This window comes from Sulfitobacter sp., from assembly GCF_041552635.1.
Taxonomy (GTDB): Bacteria; Pseudomonadota; Alphaproteobacteria; order Rhodobacterales; family Rhodobacteraceae; genus Sulfitobacter.
The window spans coordinates 16904-35434 of record NZ_JBFEKM010000020.1; the positions used below are offsets into that span (position 1 = coordinate 16904).

Below are 18531 nucleotides of genomic sequence, written 5' to 3' on the forward strand. Positions count from 1 at the left end.
CAGTCAGCCTCTATTCTGCTGCTTTTAAGGTCGTACTCCCCCCTGCGCGGATCACAGAAAGCAACTCCTCGCGGCGCTTCGCTGCTTTTGCCTCGTTCGCTTGTTTGACCGGGCCAAAGCCACGGATCTGCAAGGGAAGCTCGGCCAGTGCGATGATCGCATCACGGGTTTCGTCGGTCAGCTTTGGCAGCACGTCTTTCATGTCAGATTCGTACTGCTTGATCAGCGCCCGCTCCATCCGGCGTTCCTCGGTCCGGCCAAACGGGTCGAACGGCGTGCCCCGCAGGAACTTGAGCCGCTTCAACACGGACAACGGCGTTTCCAGCCATTCGCCAAAGACGCGTTTCATCGGGCGGCCATCGGCACCGGTCTTTGAAAGCATCGGCGGGGCAAGGTTAAATGTGATCTTGGGATCGCCATCGAATTCGGCATTCACCTTGTCGCGTGTTGTCTTCAACAGACGCGCGACTTCGTATTCATCCTTATAAGACAATAGCTTTTGATACCCCAAGGCCATCGCTTTCTTTAGCGCTTTATCCGCAATGGGTTCCAACATTTTGGCATAGCGCTTGGCCAGCCCCTTGCCCTGATAGGCCGTAAGATGATCCATGCGGAATTTGATCTTTTCGTCCAATGTTTTGGGTAATTGCACCAGATTGGGCGTGGTCACCTGTGCGGCCTCGGCCGGATACAGCACCGCCCAGCGGCCCAGCTCAAACGCTTTGAGGTTGCGTTCAACCGCAGCGCCATTCAGCCGTATCGCGTCCTGAAGCGCATCTAGCGACAGCGGGATCAGCCCCTTTTGCCACGCCGCGCCAAAGATCATCATGTTGGAATAGATCGAATCCCCCAGCGTCGCCTTGGCCAGATCAGAGGCATCAAACAGCGCCACATCGTCCTTCAACCGCGCCTCAAGCGCGAGGGTCAGCCGGTCATACGGCATCTTGAATTCTGTATCGCGGGTGAAATCGCCCGTGATGATCTGATGCGAGTTCACCACAGCCCCCGTACGCCCAGCGCGCGTGAGGCCAAGCGTTTTGGTACCCGCAGACACCACCAGATCACCGCCGATCAGCGCGTCAGCCTCGCCTGTCGCCACGCGAATGGCGCTGATGTCTTCGGGCCGATTGGCAAGACGGCAGTGAATGTGCACCGCGCCGCCCTTTTGCGCCAGCCCCGCCATTTCCATCATCCCGGCACCTTTGCCGTCGATCTGCGCAGCTTGCGCAAGAACCGCGCCGATCGTCACAACGCCTGTACCGCCGACGCCGGTAATCACGACATTGAACGTGCCGTCGATGGCAGGCAGCGCGGGCATCGGCAGATCAGGGATCTTAACCTCTGTTGTCGGGTCCTTGCGGATCTTAGCACCCTCAAGCGTTACGAAAGACGGGCAAAACCCTTTGACGCAGGAAAAGTCCTTGTTGCAGGAGGATTGATCAATCGCCCGCTTGCGGCCCAATTCCGTCTCGGCCGGGACGATCGACACACAGTTGGACTGCACACCGCAATCGCCACAGCCTTCGCAAACATCTGTATTGATGAAAACGCGCTTGTCGGGGTCGGGAAACAGCCCGCGCTTGCGACGACGACGTTTTTCGGCAGCGCAGGTCTGGATATAGACGATCGCACTGACGCCTTTGTGCTTGGTAAAATTCTCCTGCACCGTTTGCAAGTCGGCACGCTCGTACATCGGCACGCCCTTAAAGGCCGTCGGGTCCACATCTTCTTTCTCGTCGTAAACCACTGCGATGTTTTTCACGCCCATCGCGCTCAGTTCTGCGACAATACGGGGCGCATCCAAATCGCCTTCGTTGTGCTGGCCGCCGGTCATGGCAACTGCATCATTATACAGGATTTTATAGGTAATGTTCGTCTTGGCCGCGACGGCTGCCCGGATCGCCTGAATCCCCGAATGGTTATAGGTGCCATCACCAAGGTTCTGGAACACATGCTCGCGGGTCGAGAAGTGCGATTCCCCGATCCAGTTTGCACCCTCACCGCCCATATGTGTGTAGCCGGTGGTTTCGCGGTCCATCCACTGCACCATATAGTGGCAACCAATCCCGGCATAGGCACGGCTGCCTTCGGGCAATTTGGTCGACGAATTATGCGGACAGCCCGAACAGAAGTATGGCACACGCGCGGCGATATCTTCGGCATTGTCGGCACGGCGCGCAGTATCCACTGCTTCCATCCCGGCTTTGATGCCGTCCGTGTTGCGGCCTTCCTCGATCAGGATACCGCCCAGCTTTTCCGCGATCCAGATCGGGTCAAGGGCCGCGCGGGTCGGGAACAACTCCTCGCCATGTTCCATGCCCGCACCGCCACCTTTGTGCCAGCCATAGACGCGGCGGTGGGTATCAGAGAACAACGCCTCTTTGATCTGGATCTCGATCAGCTTGCGCTTTTCTTCAACCACAACGACCAGATCCAGCCCCTCGGCCCATTTATGAAAGCCCTTCATATCCAGCGGGAATGTCTGACCCACTTTATAAAGCGTAATCCCCAGCCGTTCTGCCTCGTTCTCGTCGATGTTGAGCAGGCTCATCGCGTGCAGCAGATCAAGCCAGTTCTTGCCTGCTGCAACAAAGCCGATCTTGGCACCGGGTTTACCCCACATGCGTTTGTCGATCTTGTTAGCATGGGAAAACGCCTCGGCAGCATAGCGTTTGTGATCAATCATGCGCGATTCTTGCAGATGCGGCGTGTCGATCAGGCGGATGTTCAGCCCCCCCTCGGGCATGTCAAAATCAGGGGTGACCAACTGCATCCGGTGCGGGTCGCCATTCACGACTGATGTCGCCTCAACCGTGTCTTTCATCGTTTTCAGGCCAACCCAAAGCCCCGAAAACCGCGACAGCGCCCAGCCGTAAATACCATAATCCATAATCTCTTGCACACCAGCGGGGCTGACGATGGGCATATAGGCATCCATCATCGCCCATTCCGACTGGTGCAGCACGGTCGAGGATTCGCCCGTGTGGTCGTCCCCCATCGCCATCAGCACGCCGCCATGCTTGGATGACCCAGCCATGTTGGCGTGGCGCATCACATCGCCCGAACGGTCCACGCCCGGACCTTTGCCGTACCATAGACCAAAGACGCCGTCGTATTTCCCTTCGCCGCGCAATTCGGCCTGCTGGGTGCCCCACAGGGCAGTCGCGGCCAGATCTTCGTTCAAACCGGCCTCGAACAACACGTCATATTCGGCCAACGGTTTGGCTGCGCGTTCCATCTGCAAATCAACGGCACCCAGCGGCGACCCGCGATAACCGGTCACATAGCCCGCAGTGTTTAGCCCGGCCGCACGGTCACGCGCCTTTTGCATCATCATCATACGCACCAACGCCTGCGTACCGTTCAGCAAAACGGGGGACTTTTCCAAGTCGAACCGATCATTCAAAGAAATCTTTTGCGTACCCATGGCGCGTTCTCCCCTACGTGCAATCAGTTGCGTTCGCACCACGGTAGGTCACAAAAGCTGACCTGTCTAGCGTTGTGTTCCGCTTGTTTCAGAGGCAGGTGATTAACTATTAATAATTCCATGCTCTATTGATTACCGCTGAGTGACATTATGTTGCAGTGCAGCAAGGCCTAGGGTTGTTTTAGGTATTTATTTAGCGCAAACACAATTATCTTAGAAAATAAGCTGATCGTCATGCGCCATTAGAAGGTAGTCCTTATGGATTGGGACAAGCTCAGAATTTTTCATGCCGTCGCGGACGCCGGCAGCCTGACGCATGCGGGTGACAAGCTGAATCTTTCGCAATCTGCCGTCAGTCGTCAGATTCGTGGCCTAGAAGAACAGCTGAACACAAATCTGTTCCACCGCCATGCGCGCGGGCTGATCCTGACCGAACAGGGCGAATTGCTTTTTGATGCCACCGTTGCGATGACCAAACGGCTTGATACGGCCTCTGCACGCATTCGCGACAGCGAAGAAGAGATCTTTGGCGAATTGCGCGTTACCACGACCACAGGCTTTGGCACCTTGTGGCTCGCCCCCCGTCTGCCCAAGCTTTACGAAAAATATCCCGACCTCAAGGTCGATCTGATGCTGGAAGAACGCGTTCTTGACCTGCCCATGCGCGAGGCAGATGTCGCCATCCGCATGAAAGAACCGTCGCAGGCCGATCTGGTGCGCAAAAAGCTGATGATGATCAAGATGTGCCTCTATGCGTCTCCGACCTATCTGGCTGAACATGGCACGCCCCAACGGTTGGAGGATATGTCAGAGCATCGGCTGATTTGCCAGAACACCGACAGCGATCAGGTCAACGCGGGTTTGCAGCTTATCCAGCAGCTAATGATGTACGACGTGCGGTCGATGCTGACGGTGAACAACTATTTCGGCGTACTTCAGGGGGTGATCCACAATCTGGGGGTCGGCGTGCTGCCTGACTATCTGACACAGGATTTCCCGGACCTTGTGCAGGTGTTGCCCGATACCGAGTCGGCAGATGTTCCGGTCTTCCTCGCCTATCCCGAAGAATTGCGGACCTCGAAGCGGGTCGCAGCCTTCAAAGACTTTGTGCAGGATGAAATAATAACCCATCGTAAACAGCAACGTGAAAAGGCAAATGGTTAGCCATGCATTAATTGCATAGCGGACATGCCTTAAAAAACTCATTCCTGCCTTGAAATGGGCAGAACTGCCGCCTAATTCAGCATCATGAAGACGGACGCCCTCGGGCTGTCACTTCATACCTCCCTGTTGGACTTGGCCGAGCTTCATGCTCGGCCTTTTTTTTGGCCATAGCTCAAATGTCCTTTGGCCTTTTCCCCGCGTCAGCCTTCCTCTAAGAGTACCGCCATATCTGCCAAGGGGATATCCACACCATGACCGAACCAGCTATCACGCAAGAACTTATCGCCAGCCACGGTATCAACGCTGATGAATACCAGCGCATCCTAGACATCATCGGGCGCGAACCCAGCTTTACCGAGCTTGGCATCTTCTCGGCGATGTGGAACGAACACTGTTCGTACAAATCCTCCAAGAAATGGTTGCGCACCTTACCCACCGAAGGGCCACAGGTCATTTGCGGGCCGGGCGAAAACGCAGGGATCGTCGATATTGGCGACGGTCAGGCATTGGTTTTCAAGATGGAAAGCCACAACCACCCGTCCTACATCGAACCCTATCAAGGGGCGGCCACCGGCGTTGGTGGCATTTTGCGTGATGTCTTTACCATGGGCGCGCGGCCTATTGCGGCGATGAACTCGCTCAGCTTTGGGTCACCAGATCACCACAAGACGCGCCAGTTGGTGCATGGTGTGGTCGCAGGCGTTGGTGGCTACGGCAACTGCTTTGGCGTGCCAACTGTCGGGGGCGAGGTCCGTTTTGACACCGCCTATGATGGCAACTGCCTTGTGAACGCATTTGCCGCCGGTCTGGCCGATACGGACAAGATTTTCTACTCCGCAGCCTCGGGCGTCGGGATGCCTGTTGTGTACCTTGGGGCCAAAACCGGCCGCGACGGTGTTGGCGGTGCGACAATGGCTTCAGCCGAATTTGATGACACCATCGAAGACAAGCGCCCCACCGTGCAGGTTGGTGACCCCTTTACGGAAAAGCGCCTGATGGAAGCCACGCTTGAGCTGATGGCCACCGGTGCCGTGATCTCGATCCAGGACATGGGTGCAGCGGGTCTGACCTGTTCCGCCGTGGAAATGGGCGACAAAGGCAACCTTGGTGTGCGTCTGGACCTTGAAAAGGTCCCGACCCGCGAAACAGCCATGACCGCCTATGAAATGATGCTCTCGGAATCTCAGGAACGCATGCTCATGGTTTTGCGCCCCGAACTTGAGGCCGAAGCCAAAGCCGTGTTCGACAAATGGGACCTTGATTTTGCCATCGTTGGTGAAACAATCGCCGAAGATCGTTTCCTGATCGTCCACCACGGCGAGATCAAAGCCGACCTGCCGCTGAAAGCGCTATCTGGCAACGCCCCCGAATACGACCGCCCTTGGGTGGAAACCCCCGCGGCAGAACCCCTGTCGGACGTACCGGGCATTGATCCGATCGACGGCCTGCAGGCCCTGCTTGCCAGCCCCAACTACGCCTCCAAGGCATGGGTCTACGAACAATACGACACCATGGTCATGGGCGACAGCGCCCGCACACCCGGTCTGGGATCGGGCATCGTACGCGTGCACGGCACTGACAAGGCAATCGCCTTCACCTCGGATGTGACGCCGCGCTATGTCAAGGCCAACCCCTTTGAGGGCGGCAAGCAGGCCGTCGCCGAAGCCTACCGCAACCTTTGTGCCGTTGGGGCCTTGCCCTTGGCGACAACCGACAACATGAACTTTGGCAATCCAGAAAAGCCCGAGATTATGGGCCAGTTCGTCTGTGCCATCAAAGGCATCAGCGAAGCGGTGTCGGCGCTGGACATGCCCATCGTGTCAGGCAACGTATCGCTTTATAACGAGACCGACGGCAAAGGCATTCTGCCCACGCCCACCATCGGCGCAGTAGGTCTTTTGACCCACACCGACCAGATCATCGGCAAAGATGTGCGCGACGGTCATGTGGCACTGGTACTGGGGGCCACCACAGGGCATCTGGGGCAATCTGCGCTGCTGCTGGAAGTGTTCAACCGCCGCGATGGCGACGCGCCAACCGTTGATCTGGCAGCCGAGAAAGCTCACGGCACGTTTATCCGCGACAATCGTGAGATGATCAAAGCCTGCACCGACCTGTCCGACGGTGGCCTCGCCCTGGCCGCATTCGAGTTGGCCGATGCTGCTGGGGTCGGCGTAACACTGGACGCCGCTGACACGCCCACATTGTTTGGCGAAGATCAGGCGCGCTATTTGATCGCCTGCAACTTTGATCAGGCCGAAGCGCTAATGATTGCGGCCGCCAACGCGGGGCTTCATCTTGAAAGCGTCGGGAAATTCGGGGGCGATCAGGTCAGCTTTGGCGGGATCACCGCACCGCTGGCCGACCTTAGCGCAAGCTACCGCGGTGCCTTTGCAGAGGCATTCGCCTAATCCAACAGGCCCATAAGCCGCGTTTTCTCGCCCGTGTCATCGGGGCGGGAAATCACCTGCGCCAGCTCTTCGAGCGACGCGATTGAATGGCCCGCGCGAAAGCTGTCCACATGCGGCAGCATCGCGCGGATGCCCGCCGCCTTTGGCGCAAAACCGTCCCAACGCAAAAGCGGATTAAGCCAGATCAGCCGCCGCGCCGTCAGGTGCAAGCGCTGCATATGCCGCGCAAGATCGTCGGGGTTATCACGGTCCAGCCCATCGGTGATCAGCAACACCACTGCGCCCTGTCCCATCACACGCCGCGACCAGTCGCGGTTAAACGCCTCGATGCAGGCCCCGATCCGGGTGCCGCCTTCCCAGTCTTGCGCCTGTGCGCCAGCAGCCTTGAGGGCAGCATCCACATCGCGGGTCGCCAAATGGCGGGTAATATTTGTCAGTTGCGTGCCAAAGGTGAAGGCGTGCACCTTTGCCCAACCCGCACCCTTGGCGTTACTGACCGCGTGCAGGAAATGCAAAACCGTGCGGGAATATTGGCTCATCGAACCGGAAATATCGCAAAGCACCACCAGATTGGGATAGCGCGGGCGGGGCTTTTTCAGCATCAGCCTGTCCATCTCGCCGCCGCGCCGCAGGGCGGCGCGCATGGTTTTTTGCACATCGATGCGTCCATTCGATGCGGTCATACCCCGCCGCGAAGGCATGGGTTTCACCGGCAAGCTCAGCTTTGCAAGCATCCGTTTCGCCTGCGCCATTTCGGCAAGGCTCATCTGTTCGAAATCCAGACTGCGCAGACGTTCTTGCGCAGACATGGTCAAGCTGGCGTCGACCTCAATCAGCGTTTCTTCGGGTTCTTTTTCTTCAGCACTGTCCTTGTTCGGGTCCTCTGCCCCGTCCAATAGCGCCTCGGCCGCGCGTTTTTCGGCGGCTTGGGCTGGGCGTTCTTCTTGCACGCCGCGGATGGCGGGCAGCATTGCCGCCATCATATGCTCAAGATACCGCGGGTCGCGCCAATACAGCCTGAAAAGCTGTGCAAAGACCGTCCGATGTTCGGGTCGGTTCACAAAACAGGCGTGCAGCGTCCAGTAGAAATCGACTTTGTCGGTAAAACCTGCCGCCTCGACCGCGCGAATGGCGTCGATCACCCGGCCCGGCCCGATGGGCAGGCCGGCGCGCCGCAGGGCACGGGCGAAATGGGTGATATTCCCCGCAAGTTTCGGGTTATCGGGGAGTTCTAAGGGCAGATGTTCCATGGTACCTTTTATGTCATGGGGGCTGTCTGCCCCCATGCCCCCAAGGATTTTGTTCCATTTGGAATAACGGGGTGGGTCATTGCGCGGGGTCCAGAGATGCTTTGGCCTGATCCAAGATGCGCTTTGCTTCGGAGCCTTGCAGTTTGGCGATATCGTCTTGGTATTTCAAAATTGCCCCAAGGGTGTCTGCGATGACTTCGGGGCTGAGGTTGATGACATCGAGGGCCAGCAGACATTTGGCCCAGTCGATGGTTTCGGCGACACCGGGTTTTTTGAACAGGTCTTCGGTGCGCAACTGCTGGACAAAGGCGACCACTTCACGGCTGAGAGATTCCGAGGCTTCGGGGGCGCGGGCGGAAAGGATTTCCATCTCGCGGTCAAAATCGGGGTAGTCTACCCAGTGGTATAGGCAGCGACGCTTGAGCGCGTCGTGGACTTCGCGGGTGCGGTTCGAGGTCAGGATCACGATGGGCGGTTCGGGGGCTTTGATGGTGCCCAGTTCGGGGATCGTCACCTGAAAATCGCTGAGCGCTTCGAGCAAGAATGCCTCGAACGGAGCATCGGTGCGGTCAAGTTCGTCGATGAGCAGGATCGGCGCACCACGTTCGTCTGGGCGCATTGCCTCGAGCAGCGGGCGTTCGATAAGGAAATCGTCGCTGAACAATTCGGTGGTGAGCGCCTTGCGGGATGTATCGCCTGCCGCTTCTGCCGTGCGGATCGCCACCATTTGGGCGGGAAAGTTCCATTCATAGACCGCCGAGGACGCATCAAGCCCTTCGTAACATTGCAAGCGGATCAGCTTGCGGTTCAACCCGGCGGCAAGCGCCTTGGCGATTTCGGTTTTGCCGACGCCTGCTTCGCCCTCAAGGAAAAGCGGGCGGCCAAGGGTCAGGCTGAGAAACACAACCGTGCCCAAAGCGCGCCCGCAGATATAGCCTTGGCCTTCCAGCATTGCTTGTACGGCATCGATCGATGATAGGTCGTTCATGGCGGTCCCCCCTCTTGCGCATCTTTGGTGCGCCTTTGCTAAGATGCAAAGGTGCACCCTGATCCCGCGCGGTCAAGGCCGGTGGCCTTTTGGCGGGTCGATTTTGCGATAATTTGGCCGAGGGTCCACCTTTGTTCAACAGGTTATCCGACACTGCGCTTTAAATGCGCATCTAATTTCCGTATTTTTGCCGCATTACACAGTTAACACAGACAAAAGGCGCGTTGAAATCGTGCGAAAAACCATTGAGGACACGACCATGATCGATGCACCTTTTACGATCGACACATCTTTGGCGGGTCTGGCCAAGGACGAATGGCTGTTGGCCATCGCGGAAATAGCCGAAGAGGACGGATTTTTTCAGGATCTTGGCAACAAGCACCACGCCGTTTTTGTCGAACGCAGCCCGACGCTGTTGGTCACCTTTGAGACCGTGAATGGCATGCGCGCATTGTCGAGCCTTTCGCAACCCTTGGGGTGGGATTTGGTGCGCAACTATGGCTGGTCCAACCTGTGTATCGCGTCGGAAGGTGATACATGGTTTAGGGATCCAGCGGTCTATGCGTGTTTTGACCGGTTGATTGACGACGGGTTCTTTGATGAATTCGAAAAGGTTGTGTTTTACGGCGCGGGGCCTGCGGGCTATGCTGCGGCGGCCTATTCGGTTGCCGCACCCGGCGCGTGGGTTGTCGCGATCCAACCCCAAGCCACGCTTGATCCCAGAATTGCGGAATGGGATGATCGTTTCAAGGAAATGCGCCGCACCGATTTTTCGACGCGCTATGGGTATGCGCCCGATATGCTGGACGCCGCCGAAGCTGCTTTCGTGTTGTATGACCCCAAGGTGGCACTGGACGCGATGCATGCCAGCCTGTTCACGCGCCCCAATGTCACCAAGCTGCGGATGCGCCACATGGGCGTGGCTTTGCAGTCGGAATTGCTTCAGCTTGACCAGTTAGAGACCTTGTTGAACCTTGCCGTAGAAGGCACGCTGGATACCTTGAGTTTTGCAGAATTGTTCCGTTCGCGGCGGGATCATCGCAATTATTTGAAAGCGCTTCTGGTCACGCTTGAAGCGGATGACCGCACACAGCTGATCTTGCATCTGTGCCGCTATGTGAACGCCCGGATGCCTGCGCCGCGCTTCGTACGCAAACAAAAGCTGATCGAGGCAGAGATGCAGTTGGCTGCAGCCGAAGCCAAAAAGGGCGAAGACCCAGTTGCCGACGATATTGCACCCGACGAACAGCTAAAGAAAGCCGCCCCCTAGCGCCGATCCTGGCCCTGTGCTAGCACACAGGCCATGACACAGACCCTCACGCTTCGACGTCCCGATGACTGGCACCTGCACTTGCGCGATGGCGACATGCTGCGTGCTGTTTTGCCATATACCGCTGCGCATTTTGCCCGTGCGATCATCATGCCGAACCTCGTGCCACCTGTGGTGCGCGGGGCAGATGCCGCCGCCTACCGCGACCGGATTTTGGCAGCTTTGCCGGACGGTGTGGATTTCACCCCGCTGATGACATTGTATCTGACCGAAGACACCGATCCGGACGATGTCGCCGCTGCACATGCCAGCGGATTGGTCAAAGCGGTCAAGCTTTATCCCGCCGGTGCCACCACCAATTCTGCCAGCGGCGTGTCGAATTTCGACAAGGTTGCGCCCGTGTTGGAGCGCATGGCCGAGATCGGCTTGCCCCTGTGCACACACGGCGAAGTCACCGACCCACAGGTCGATATTTTCGATCGCGAAGCCGTCTTTATCGAGCGCGTGATGGACCCGATCCGCAAACGTCATCAGGGCCTGAAAGTGGTGATGGAACATATCACGACAGCTGATGCCGCTGATTATGTGCGCTCTGCCGACAGCAATGTGGCGGCCACGATCACCACGCATCACCTTGTGATCAACCGGAACCACATTCTGGCCGGGGGGATAAAACCGCATTATTATTGCCTGCCGGTTGCCAAACGCGAGACCCACCGTCTGGCGCTGCGCAAAGCGGCAACCTCAGGTGATGCGCGGTTTTTCCTCGGGACAGATTCGGCACCGCACACCGATGCGAATAAATTGCTGCCCTGCGGTTGTGCGGGTTGCTTTACCGCGCCCAATACAATGTCGATCTTGGCGGAAGTGTTCGAACAAGACGGCGCGCTAGAGCATCTTGAGGCATTCAGTTCGTTGAACGGCCCTGCATTTTATGGACTGCCCGTGAACGATGCGACTCTCACGCTTAGCCGGACACCGGCCAGCTTTCCCGCGCATATCGACACGCCCGAGGGGCCAGTGACGATATTTGACCCTATGATGCCACTAAACTGGAGCGTCAGCGCAGATTGATGGGCCAGTGGCATAGACTTTATGCCTTCGGCGAGGATATTTGAAAGCCAGAGAAGCCAAAGGCTTGGACAAAAAGGACGAAATCAGATGATCCCCACCAGCTATCCCGACTCGACCGAAATGGCGCGCCTGACCGCCCGCATGCTGTTGGAGATCAAGGCCGTGCATTTCAATGCAACCGAGCCATTTACGCTGGCGTCCGGCCTGCCAAGCCCCACCTACATCGATTGCCGCAAACTGATCAGCTATCCGCGGATCCGCGCGACTTTGATGGATTTCCTGACCGTCACCGTCATGCGCAACGCGGGGTTCGAGGCGTTTGATAACATTGCTGGCGGTGAGACTGCAGGCATTCCCTTTGCCGCGATGGTGGCAGAGCGCATGGCGCTGCCGATGACCTATGTGCGCAAAAAGCCCAAAGGGTACGGCCGTAACGCGCGGATTGAAGGCGAAATGACCGAAGGTCAGCGCGTGTTGCTGGTTGAGGATCTGACCACCGATGGCGGTTCAAAAATCAGTTTCGTTGACGCGATTCGTGAAACAGGGGCCACGTGCGCGCACACGGCGGTGATTTTCTACTACGGGATTTTTCCACAGACTGAAAAGACCTTGGGCGACCATGGGGTTAGCCTGCACAGCCTATGCACCTGGTGGGATGTTCTGGCAGAAGCCAAAGCCCAAGGCGCGTTTGACGCGGCCACCCTGAGCGAGGTCGAGGCGTTTCTGAACGCGCCGAAAGAATGGCAGGACGCCCGAAAAACAACCTGACAGACTTACAGCATCTGGTGATTTGCCGTGCAATGAGACACGATATGCAGTATGCTAGCGCTGATTTCAGGTTATCCACAGCTTATACAATTTGCACGATGCCTGACACCTCGGTTATGTGAAAGTCCGGGGTAATGTAATAGTGGGGCACAGGGTCGATGAACGAGATTTCCAGCATCAACGGCAATCAGCTGACGGTTCAGGCGGCAGAGAGCATGCCCCATTCCATCGAGGCCGAACAGCAGCTTTTGGGCGCGATCCTGACCAACAATGATATCTACGACCGCGTGGCGTCGATCATCGGGCCTAAGCATTTTTATGACCCGGTTCATGCCCGAATTTTCGAGATTGCCAGCGCCCGGATTGCCAAGAACAACCTTGCCTCGCCCGTCACGCTTAAGGCGTTCATGGAGGATGACGAAGGCCTGAAGGAGTTGGGCGGGCCTGCCTATCTGGTGCGGCTTGCCGGTGCTGCGATCAGTGCGTTTGCCGTGCGTGACTATGCGCAGATGATTTATGATCTGGCGGTGCGCCGCGATCTGATCCAACTGGGGCGCGATATTTCCGCTAAGGCCGCACAGGTCGATGTGGCATCCGAACCGCGCGAGCAGATCGTCGAAGCCGAACAGCAGCTTTATAAACTGGCCGAGCAAGGCCAGACTGAAAGCGGATTTCAAAGCTTTCTCAAGGCGGTAACGGACGCGGTTAATGTCGCCAACGCCGCCTATCAGCGCGATGGCGGGTTGTCGGGTGTATCCACCGGACTGATCGACATGGATAAAAAGCTGGGTGGCTTGCACCCGTCTGACCTTTTGATCCTTGCGGGGCGCCCGTCGATGGGGAAAACCTCGCTTGCGACGAACATCGCGTATAACGTCGCCAAGGCCTATCGCCGTGGCACCCTGCATGACGGCACCGAAGGTGCTGTGGATGGCGGCGTCGTAGGGTTTTACAGCCTCGAAATGAGCGCCGAACAATTGGCTGCGCGGATCCTGTCGGAAGCCGCCGAGATCCCGTCGCAGCAAATCCGGTCGGGTGACATGACCGAGACCGAATTTCGCCGTTTCGTGGATGCCGCCAAGGCGCTTGAGGCCTGCCCGCTGTATATCGATGACACGCCTGCCCTGCCGATCAGCCAGCTTTCCGCCCGCGCGCGCCGCCTGAAACGGACCCACGGTTTGGACCTGTTGATCATCGACTATTTGCAGCTGGTGCGCGGCACCGGCAAAAACGAAAACCGGGTAAACGAAATCTCGGAAATCACCATGGGTCTCAAGGCCATCGCCAAAGAGCTTCATATCCCCGTGATCGCCCTGTCCCAGCTGTCGCGTCAGGTGGAAAACCGCGAAGACAAACGCCCGCAGTTGTCGGATTTGCGCGAATCAGGTTCGATCGAACAGGACGCCGACGTCGTGATGTTCGTGTTCCGCGAAGAGTATTACAAAGAGCGTGAAAAGCCCGGTGATCACGAACTGGACAAGATGGCGCTGTGGCAAGAAGAGATGGAGCGCCTGCATGGCCGCGCCGAAGTTGTGATTGGCAAGCAGCGTCACGGGCCGATTGGCACGGTCGATCTCAGCTTTGAGGGGCGCTTTACCCGCTTTGGCAACCTTGTGAAGCCATGGCAAAGCAACGACAACGATCAGGAATTTTAAGGCCAGCCAAAGCAGGGCTGCGCAGCGTAAACGTAAAAGGCGGGCAGATCATATGTGATCCGCCCGCCTTTTCTTTGTCGTCTTCTGCGCCGGATTACTCGGGCGCTTTAACCTCGAACCGCAGCCCTTTGGCCGAATCCTTGGCGAACCCTTTCCAATAGCTGTGATCTTCTTTGGCCGTGCCGTCTTCGTTCATTGACCAGACGCCATCATTGGAATTCTCGACCAGATCAAGGTATTCACCCGCCGTCTCGTTCCCCTTGAGGTACAAATCCATCCATGCGCTTACGAAATGTTGGGCGATGTTGTTCATACGCGCCTGATTCCACACCGGGTCCGTATAGTGCGCCGACACGTTGAACCCCAGCCGTTCATCATCGCGGAATGATTCCGCAGGGGCCGGCATCGGAGCTGCCGCATTGTGGCCGGCATTTTCAAAGGTCAAAAGGCTGCGATTGGTACCGCTGGCGTTTTCCCAGATTGCGCGCACCCCTTTTTCGTAAAGCGATGTCATGTCTTGCGACCCCGCCATGAACAGCATCGGAATTCTGATACCGCTTAGCCCTTCGGCATCCCAAAAGCCGGTGTTCATGCCCCAGGGGCCGATGGCAACGGCGGTTTTGATGCGCGGATCAGGCAGCGCGTTATGGGTGTTTGACCCCGCTTGGTGGATCGCCAATGTCCCATGCGGTGCGCCCCAGGAATAGGCGACCGATGCTTCGGTCACGCCGCCGCCCGCGGTGATGACGGCCCCGTAGCCGCCCATCGAATAGCCAACGATGCCGGCGGTATCGGCATTGACCAACCCGTTAAGAAACGATTCCCCATCGCCCGACAGCCGCGCCATTTCATCCAGCACGAACAGCTGATCCAAAGACCGGTTCACCAAGGTCGACCCGAATGCCGCCTGTGTGCGGTATGTCGAATCCGTGTGGTCAATGGACGCAACAACATAGCCCTTCGAGGCGATGTTTTCAGCCAGATGCGACATCAAAAAGCGGTTGCCCGGATAGCCGTGCGACACAATCACCAACGGATAGGCCGTGCCGGTTGCAGGGTCTGCATCGCGCATGGCCTGACCGTTCACCGTCACCTCGGTGGTACCATCGCGCAGGAATGCCTTGAATTCAGTATCACCGCTGGCACCGTCGGCAGCAGGATACCAGACTTCGACCGTCAAGGAGCGGTCATATGTCGGCATCGTTTCCGGCTTGGGTGCTTCGGGGTCGATGGACAGGATGTCAATCTGGTCAGCATGCATCAGTTCAATCTGCCGGACACCGACGGCCATATCACCATACGCTGCCATCTCTGGGGCATTCGGCAATTGCGTATCAATCCGGTTTTCAGCCAAAACCATCGGCGCGGCAAAGCCTGCAACAACCGCCAGCACCGGCGTAATTCTGTATATCTGGGTCAACTTCGGTTCTCCTCCCGTTTAATCGAGCACGTTTTCGCACCCTGACTTTTGTCAGGCTCAAGCTACCGTGTTCAGCCCACCTTGCAAGTAAAACGCGAAACTGTCGTCGCGGCACAGTCAAAACCCTCGCAGGGACTGCGCACAATCCAACAGCCGCGCAGCCCTGTTTTCTGCGGTGATCCTATACCGGGTTGCATTGCATTTTTATGTCTGACCACAATGATGTGATCACGCTGGCAGCAGGCCCCGCCGAAATACCGTCCGATTGCCCTGCGCGGCAAACGCCTAACCTCGATTCTGCGCAAATTTCTCAGAACAGTGATGCCCCAGCCCATTGACCTGCGCCGCCATCCTGTCAAAACAGCCCCCATGACAACAGCAACACTTACCATCGACCTGCACGCGATTGCCGCCAATTGGCACATGCTGAACCGCATGTCCCAAAGCCAGACCGGTGCCGTGGTCAAAGCCGACGCCTACGGGCTGGGCATCGACCGTGTCGCCCCCGCTTTGGCGCAGGCAGGCGCGCGGCAGTTTTTTGTGGCCATCGCCAAAGAAGGCGTGGCCCTGCGCCGCGTGCTTGGCCCCGGCCCCGCGATCAATGTCTTTGCGGGTCACATGCCCGGCGACGCAGAAAAGATCAAATCGGCGCAACTGACCCCGATGATAAATTCCGTAGATCAGCTGATCGGACATGTCGAAACCCTGCCCGGCCATCCGTTTGGCCTGCAACTGAACAGCGGCATGAACCGCCTTGGCATGGACCCCGCCGAATGGGCTGCCCTGCGCGACATCGCCCTTAGCCAGAACCCAAAGCTCATTATCTCGCATCTGGCCTGCGCCGATGAACCGGATCACAAGATGAACGCGGCGCAGCTGAATTCCTTTCGCGAGATGACGGCAGGCCTGAAAATCCCGCTTTCGCTGGGCGCGACAGGGGGCATTTTGCTGGGCACTGACTATCATTTTGACCTGACCCGCCCCGGCGTCGGCCTTTATGGCGGGCTACCTTTCGCCGATGCTCAGCCGGTGGTCACGCTGGACCTGCCCGTGGTCCAAATCCGCGAAGTGCCTGCTGGCGGCTCTGTCGGCTATGCCTGTGGCTGGATCGCACCGCGCCCTTCGCGCATTGCAACGGTGTCTGGCGGCTATGCTGACGGTTTGATCCGCGCGATGGGAAATGGCGCAACCATGACCCATAACGGCAAGAAAGTGCCTGTTGTCGGGCGTGTCTCAATGGATCTGATCACCGTTGACATCACGGCTCTGCCCGACACTCCCACCCACCTGCAACTGCTTGGCGACCATCAAACAGTTGACACGGTCGCCGGATTTGCTGGCACTATCGGCTATGAAATCCTAACCTCGCTGGGGGCGCGTTACGACCGGGACTATCTGGCGTGAAGCTTCTTGCGGCCCTCGGGCGTTTGACCCTGGCCGCTCTTGCCACGATCGGCAGCGTTGCTCTTTTTGCCTGCTCTGCACTGGTGCACATCTTTCGCCCCCCGTTTTATGCGGGCCAGTTCGGCAGTGCGTTGGTGCAAATCGGCTGGCTTTCGCTGCCGGTGGTCGGTCTGACAGCGCTGTTTACCGGCGGTGCATTGGTGATGCAGATCTATGCCGGTGGCGCGCGGTTCAACGCCGAAGCCGTCGTGCCCCAGATCGTCGCCATCGGCATGGTCCGTGAACTTGGCCCCGTGTTGGTGGGGCTGATGGTCGCCGCCCGTGTGACCGCAGCCATCGCCGCCGAAATCGCCACGATGAAGGTCACCGAACAGATTGACGCCCTGATCACCCTATCCACCGACCCGCTGCGCTATCTGACCGTGCCACGCGTGCTTGCCGCCTTGCTGGTCGTACCGCTACTGGTGGCCGTGGGCGATATCATCGGCATCATGGGCGGCTATTTCGTCGCGACAGGATCGCTGGGCTTCAGCCCCGGTGCCTATCTGCGCAATACCGTGAATTTCCTCGAACCACTGGATATCGCGTCCTCTCTGATCAAAGGCACTGCCTTTGGCCTGATCGCGGCACTCATGGGCTGCTATTTCGGTCTTCATGCAGGGCGCGGCGCACGCGGCGTGGGCCGCGCCACAAAATCCGCAGTCGAAGCCGCAGCCATTCTGATCCTTGCCGCCAACTTTGTCCTGACAGCGGTGATATTCGCCCTATGATCACGCTTACGAACATCCACAAATCCTTTGGTGGCACCCCTGTCCTGCGCGGCGTCACGCTGACCCTGCCCAAGGGTAAATCAACCGTCGTGATCGGCACATCGGGCAGCGGAAAATCGGTGCTGATGAAATCAATACTTGGCCTCGTCACACCAGACAGCGGGACCATCATGCAAGACAGCCGCCCCCTTGACCGCGCCGCTTTCCTGAATGATTTCGGCATGTTGTTCCAAGGGGCCGCGCTTTTCGACAGCCTACCCATCTGGCAAAATGTCGCGTTTCGTCTGCTGCGCCAGATGCCAAAATCACAGGCCCGCACCATAGCACTTGAAAAACTCGCCCGCGTCGGTCTTGAAGCGGATGTAGCCGACCGCCTGCCCGCAATGCTGTCGGGCGGCATGCAAAAGCGCGCAGGCCTCGCCCGGGCCATCGCCACTGATCCGAAAATCCTGTTCTTCGACGAACCGACCACGGGCCTCGACCCAATCATGGCCCGCGCCATCAACGATCTGATCCGCGACCTCGTGGCGGAAACCGGGGCAACCACCCTCACCATCACCCATGACATGACGACCCTGCACACCATCGCCGACCACATCGCGCTGCTGGATGCAGGTACACTCCGCTGGCAAGGCACCCCCGCTGATTTGCCCGGATCGAACGACACCAAACTCAACGCCTTCCTCTTCTCTGGCTCTTAAATATCCTCGCCGAGGGCCCCGATTTGCGCCCAGCAAATCGCAAATATCAAATGGCGCGCCAGCGCCGCCTGCCCTAAACAACGCCCATGTTGCGCGCCTTGAACCTGTCTCTCATAATCCTCTACCCCATCGCCTGGGCCGCACCACTGCTGCGCGCGGGTATGTTGCCGCTTTTCGGACTCACCGAAATCTCGGTTCTCAGCGGCCTGCAATCGCTTTGGGCGTCTGA

At 58.0% G+C, this 18531-nt stretch carries 13 protein-coding genes and 1 pseudogene; 10 read left to right on the plus strand and 4 right to left on the minus strand.

Annotated elements, in window-relative coordinates; all coding sequences use genetic code 11:
• Window positions 1-10 precede the first annotated feature (10 nt).
• Complete coding sequence (locus ABYT07_RS03910; RefSeq protein WP_372989606.1) at window positions 11-3427, minus strand: indolepyruvate ferredoxin oxidoreductase family protein; 3417 nt, start codon at window positions 3425-3427, stop codon at window positions 11-13.
• Window positions 3428-3685: 258 nt separating this feature from the next.
• Between ABYT07_RS03910 and ABYT07_RS03915 the strand changes: the two genes are divergently transcribed.
• Window positions 3686-4591, plus strand: coding sequence for a LysR family transcriptional regulator (locus tag ABYT07_RS03915; RefSeq protein ID WP_372989607.1), 906 nt, complete (start codon window positions 3686-3688; stop codon window positions 4589-4591).
• Window positions 4592-4842: 251 nt separating this feature from the next.
• Window positions 4843-7002, plus strand: coding sequence for a phosphoribosylformylglycinamidine synthase subunit PurL (purL, locus tag ABYT07_RS03920; protein ID WP_372989609.1), 2160 nt, complete (start codon window positions 4843-4845; stop codon window positions 7000-7002).
• On the opposite strand, the gene ABYT07_RS03925 is transcribed toward purL, so the two are convergent.
• A complete protein-coding gene (locus ABYT07_RS03925) occupies window positions 6999-8252 on the minus strand; it encodes a VWA domain-containing protein (protein WP_372989610.1) in 1254 nt (417 codons plus the stop codon). The genes purL and ABYT07_RS03925 overlap by 4 nt on opposite strands.
• A 76-nt stretch (window positions 8253-8328) precedes the next feature.
• Window positions 8329-9240 carry an AAA family ATPase gene (locus ABYT07_RS03930; protein WP_372989612.1) on the minus strand — a complete coding sequence of 304 codons (912 nt, stop codon included), beginning with the start codon at window positions 9238-9240 and terminating at the stop codon, window positions 8329-8331.
• A gap of 259 nt (window positions 9241-9499) precedes the next feature.
• On the opposite strand from ABYT07_RS03930, the gene ABYT07_RS03935 reads away from it, so the two are divergent.
• The 4 genes from ABYT07_RS03935 (at window position 9500) to ABYT07_RS03950 (ending at window position 14007) form a co-directional block, all read left to right on the plus strand.
• A complete protein-coding gene (locus tag ABYT07_RS03935; RefSeq protein ID WP_372989614.1) occupies window positions 9500-10510 on the plus strand; it encodes a phosphoadenosine phosphosulfate reductase in 1011 nt (336 codons plus the stop codon).
• A gap of 33 nt (window positions 10511-10543) precedes the next feature.
• Entirely contained in the window at window positions 10544-11584 is a 1041-nt protein-coding gene (pyrC, locus tag ABYT07_RS03940; protein ID WP_372989615.1) for a dihydroorotase, read from the plus strand.
• Between the two features lie 87 nt (window positions 11585-11671).
• Window positions 11672-12352: an orotate phosphoribosyltransferase gene (locus ABYT07_RS03945; RefSeq protein ID WP_372989616.1), complete on the plus strand. Its 681-nt coding sequence runs from the start codon at window positions 11672-11674 to the stop codon at window positions 12350-12352.
• Window positions 12353-12510: 158 nt separating this feature from the next.
• Window positions 12511-14007, plus strand: a complete 1497-nt coding sequence (locus ABYT07_RS03950; RefSeq protein WP_372989617.1) for a replicative DNA helicase — start codon at window positions 12511-12513, stop codon at window positions 14005-14007.
• A 94-nt stretch (window positions 14008-14101) separates the two neighbouring features.
• Here the strand turns inward: ABYT07_RS03950 and ABYT07_RS03955 are convergent, their stop codons facing one another.
• Window positions 14102-15367, minus strand: a complete 1266-nt coding sequence (locus ABYT07_RS03955) for an alpha/beta hydrolase family protein (RefSeq protein ID WP_372989623.1) — start codon at window positions 15365-15367, stop codon at window positions 14102-14104.
• 429 nt (window positions 15368-15796) lie between these two features.
• Between ABYT07_RS03955 and alr the strand changes: the two genes are divergently transcribed.
• From alr to ABYT07_RS03975, 4 genes and pseudogenes are all read left to right on the plus strand, one after another.
• Window positions 15797-16831 carry an alanine racemase gene (gene alr, locus ABYT07_RS03960; protein ID WP_372989618.1) on the plus strand — a complete coding sequence of 345 codons (1035 nt, stop codon included), beginning with the start codon at window positions 15797-15799 and terminating at the stop codon, window positions 16829-16831.
• Entirely contained in the window at window positions 16828-17601 is a 774-nt protein-coding gene (locus ABYT07_RS03965; RefSeq protein ID WP_372989619.1) for an MlaE family ABC transporter permease, read from the plus strand. Before alr ends, ABYT07_RS03965 begins: the two co-directional genes overlap by 4 nt.
• A complete protein-coding gene (locus ABYT07_RS03970) occupies window positions 17598-18302 on the plus strand; it encodes an ABC transporter ATP-binding protein (RefSeq protein ID WP_372989621.1) in 705 nt (234 codons plus the stop codon). The genes ABYT07_RS03965 and ABYT07_RS03970 overlap by 4 nt, the downstream gene beginning before the upstream one ends.
• Window positions 18303-18388: 86 nt before the next feature.
• A pseudogene (locus tag ABYT07_RS03975) lies at window positions 18389-18531 on the plus strand (paraquat-inducible membrane protein A); the annotation flags it as partial.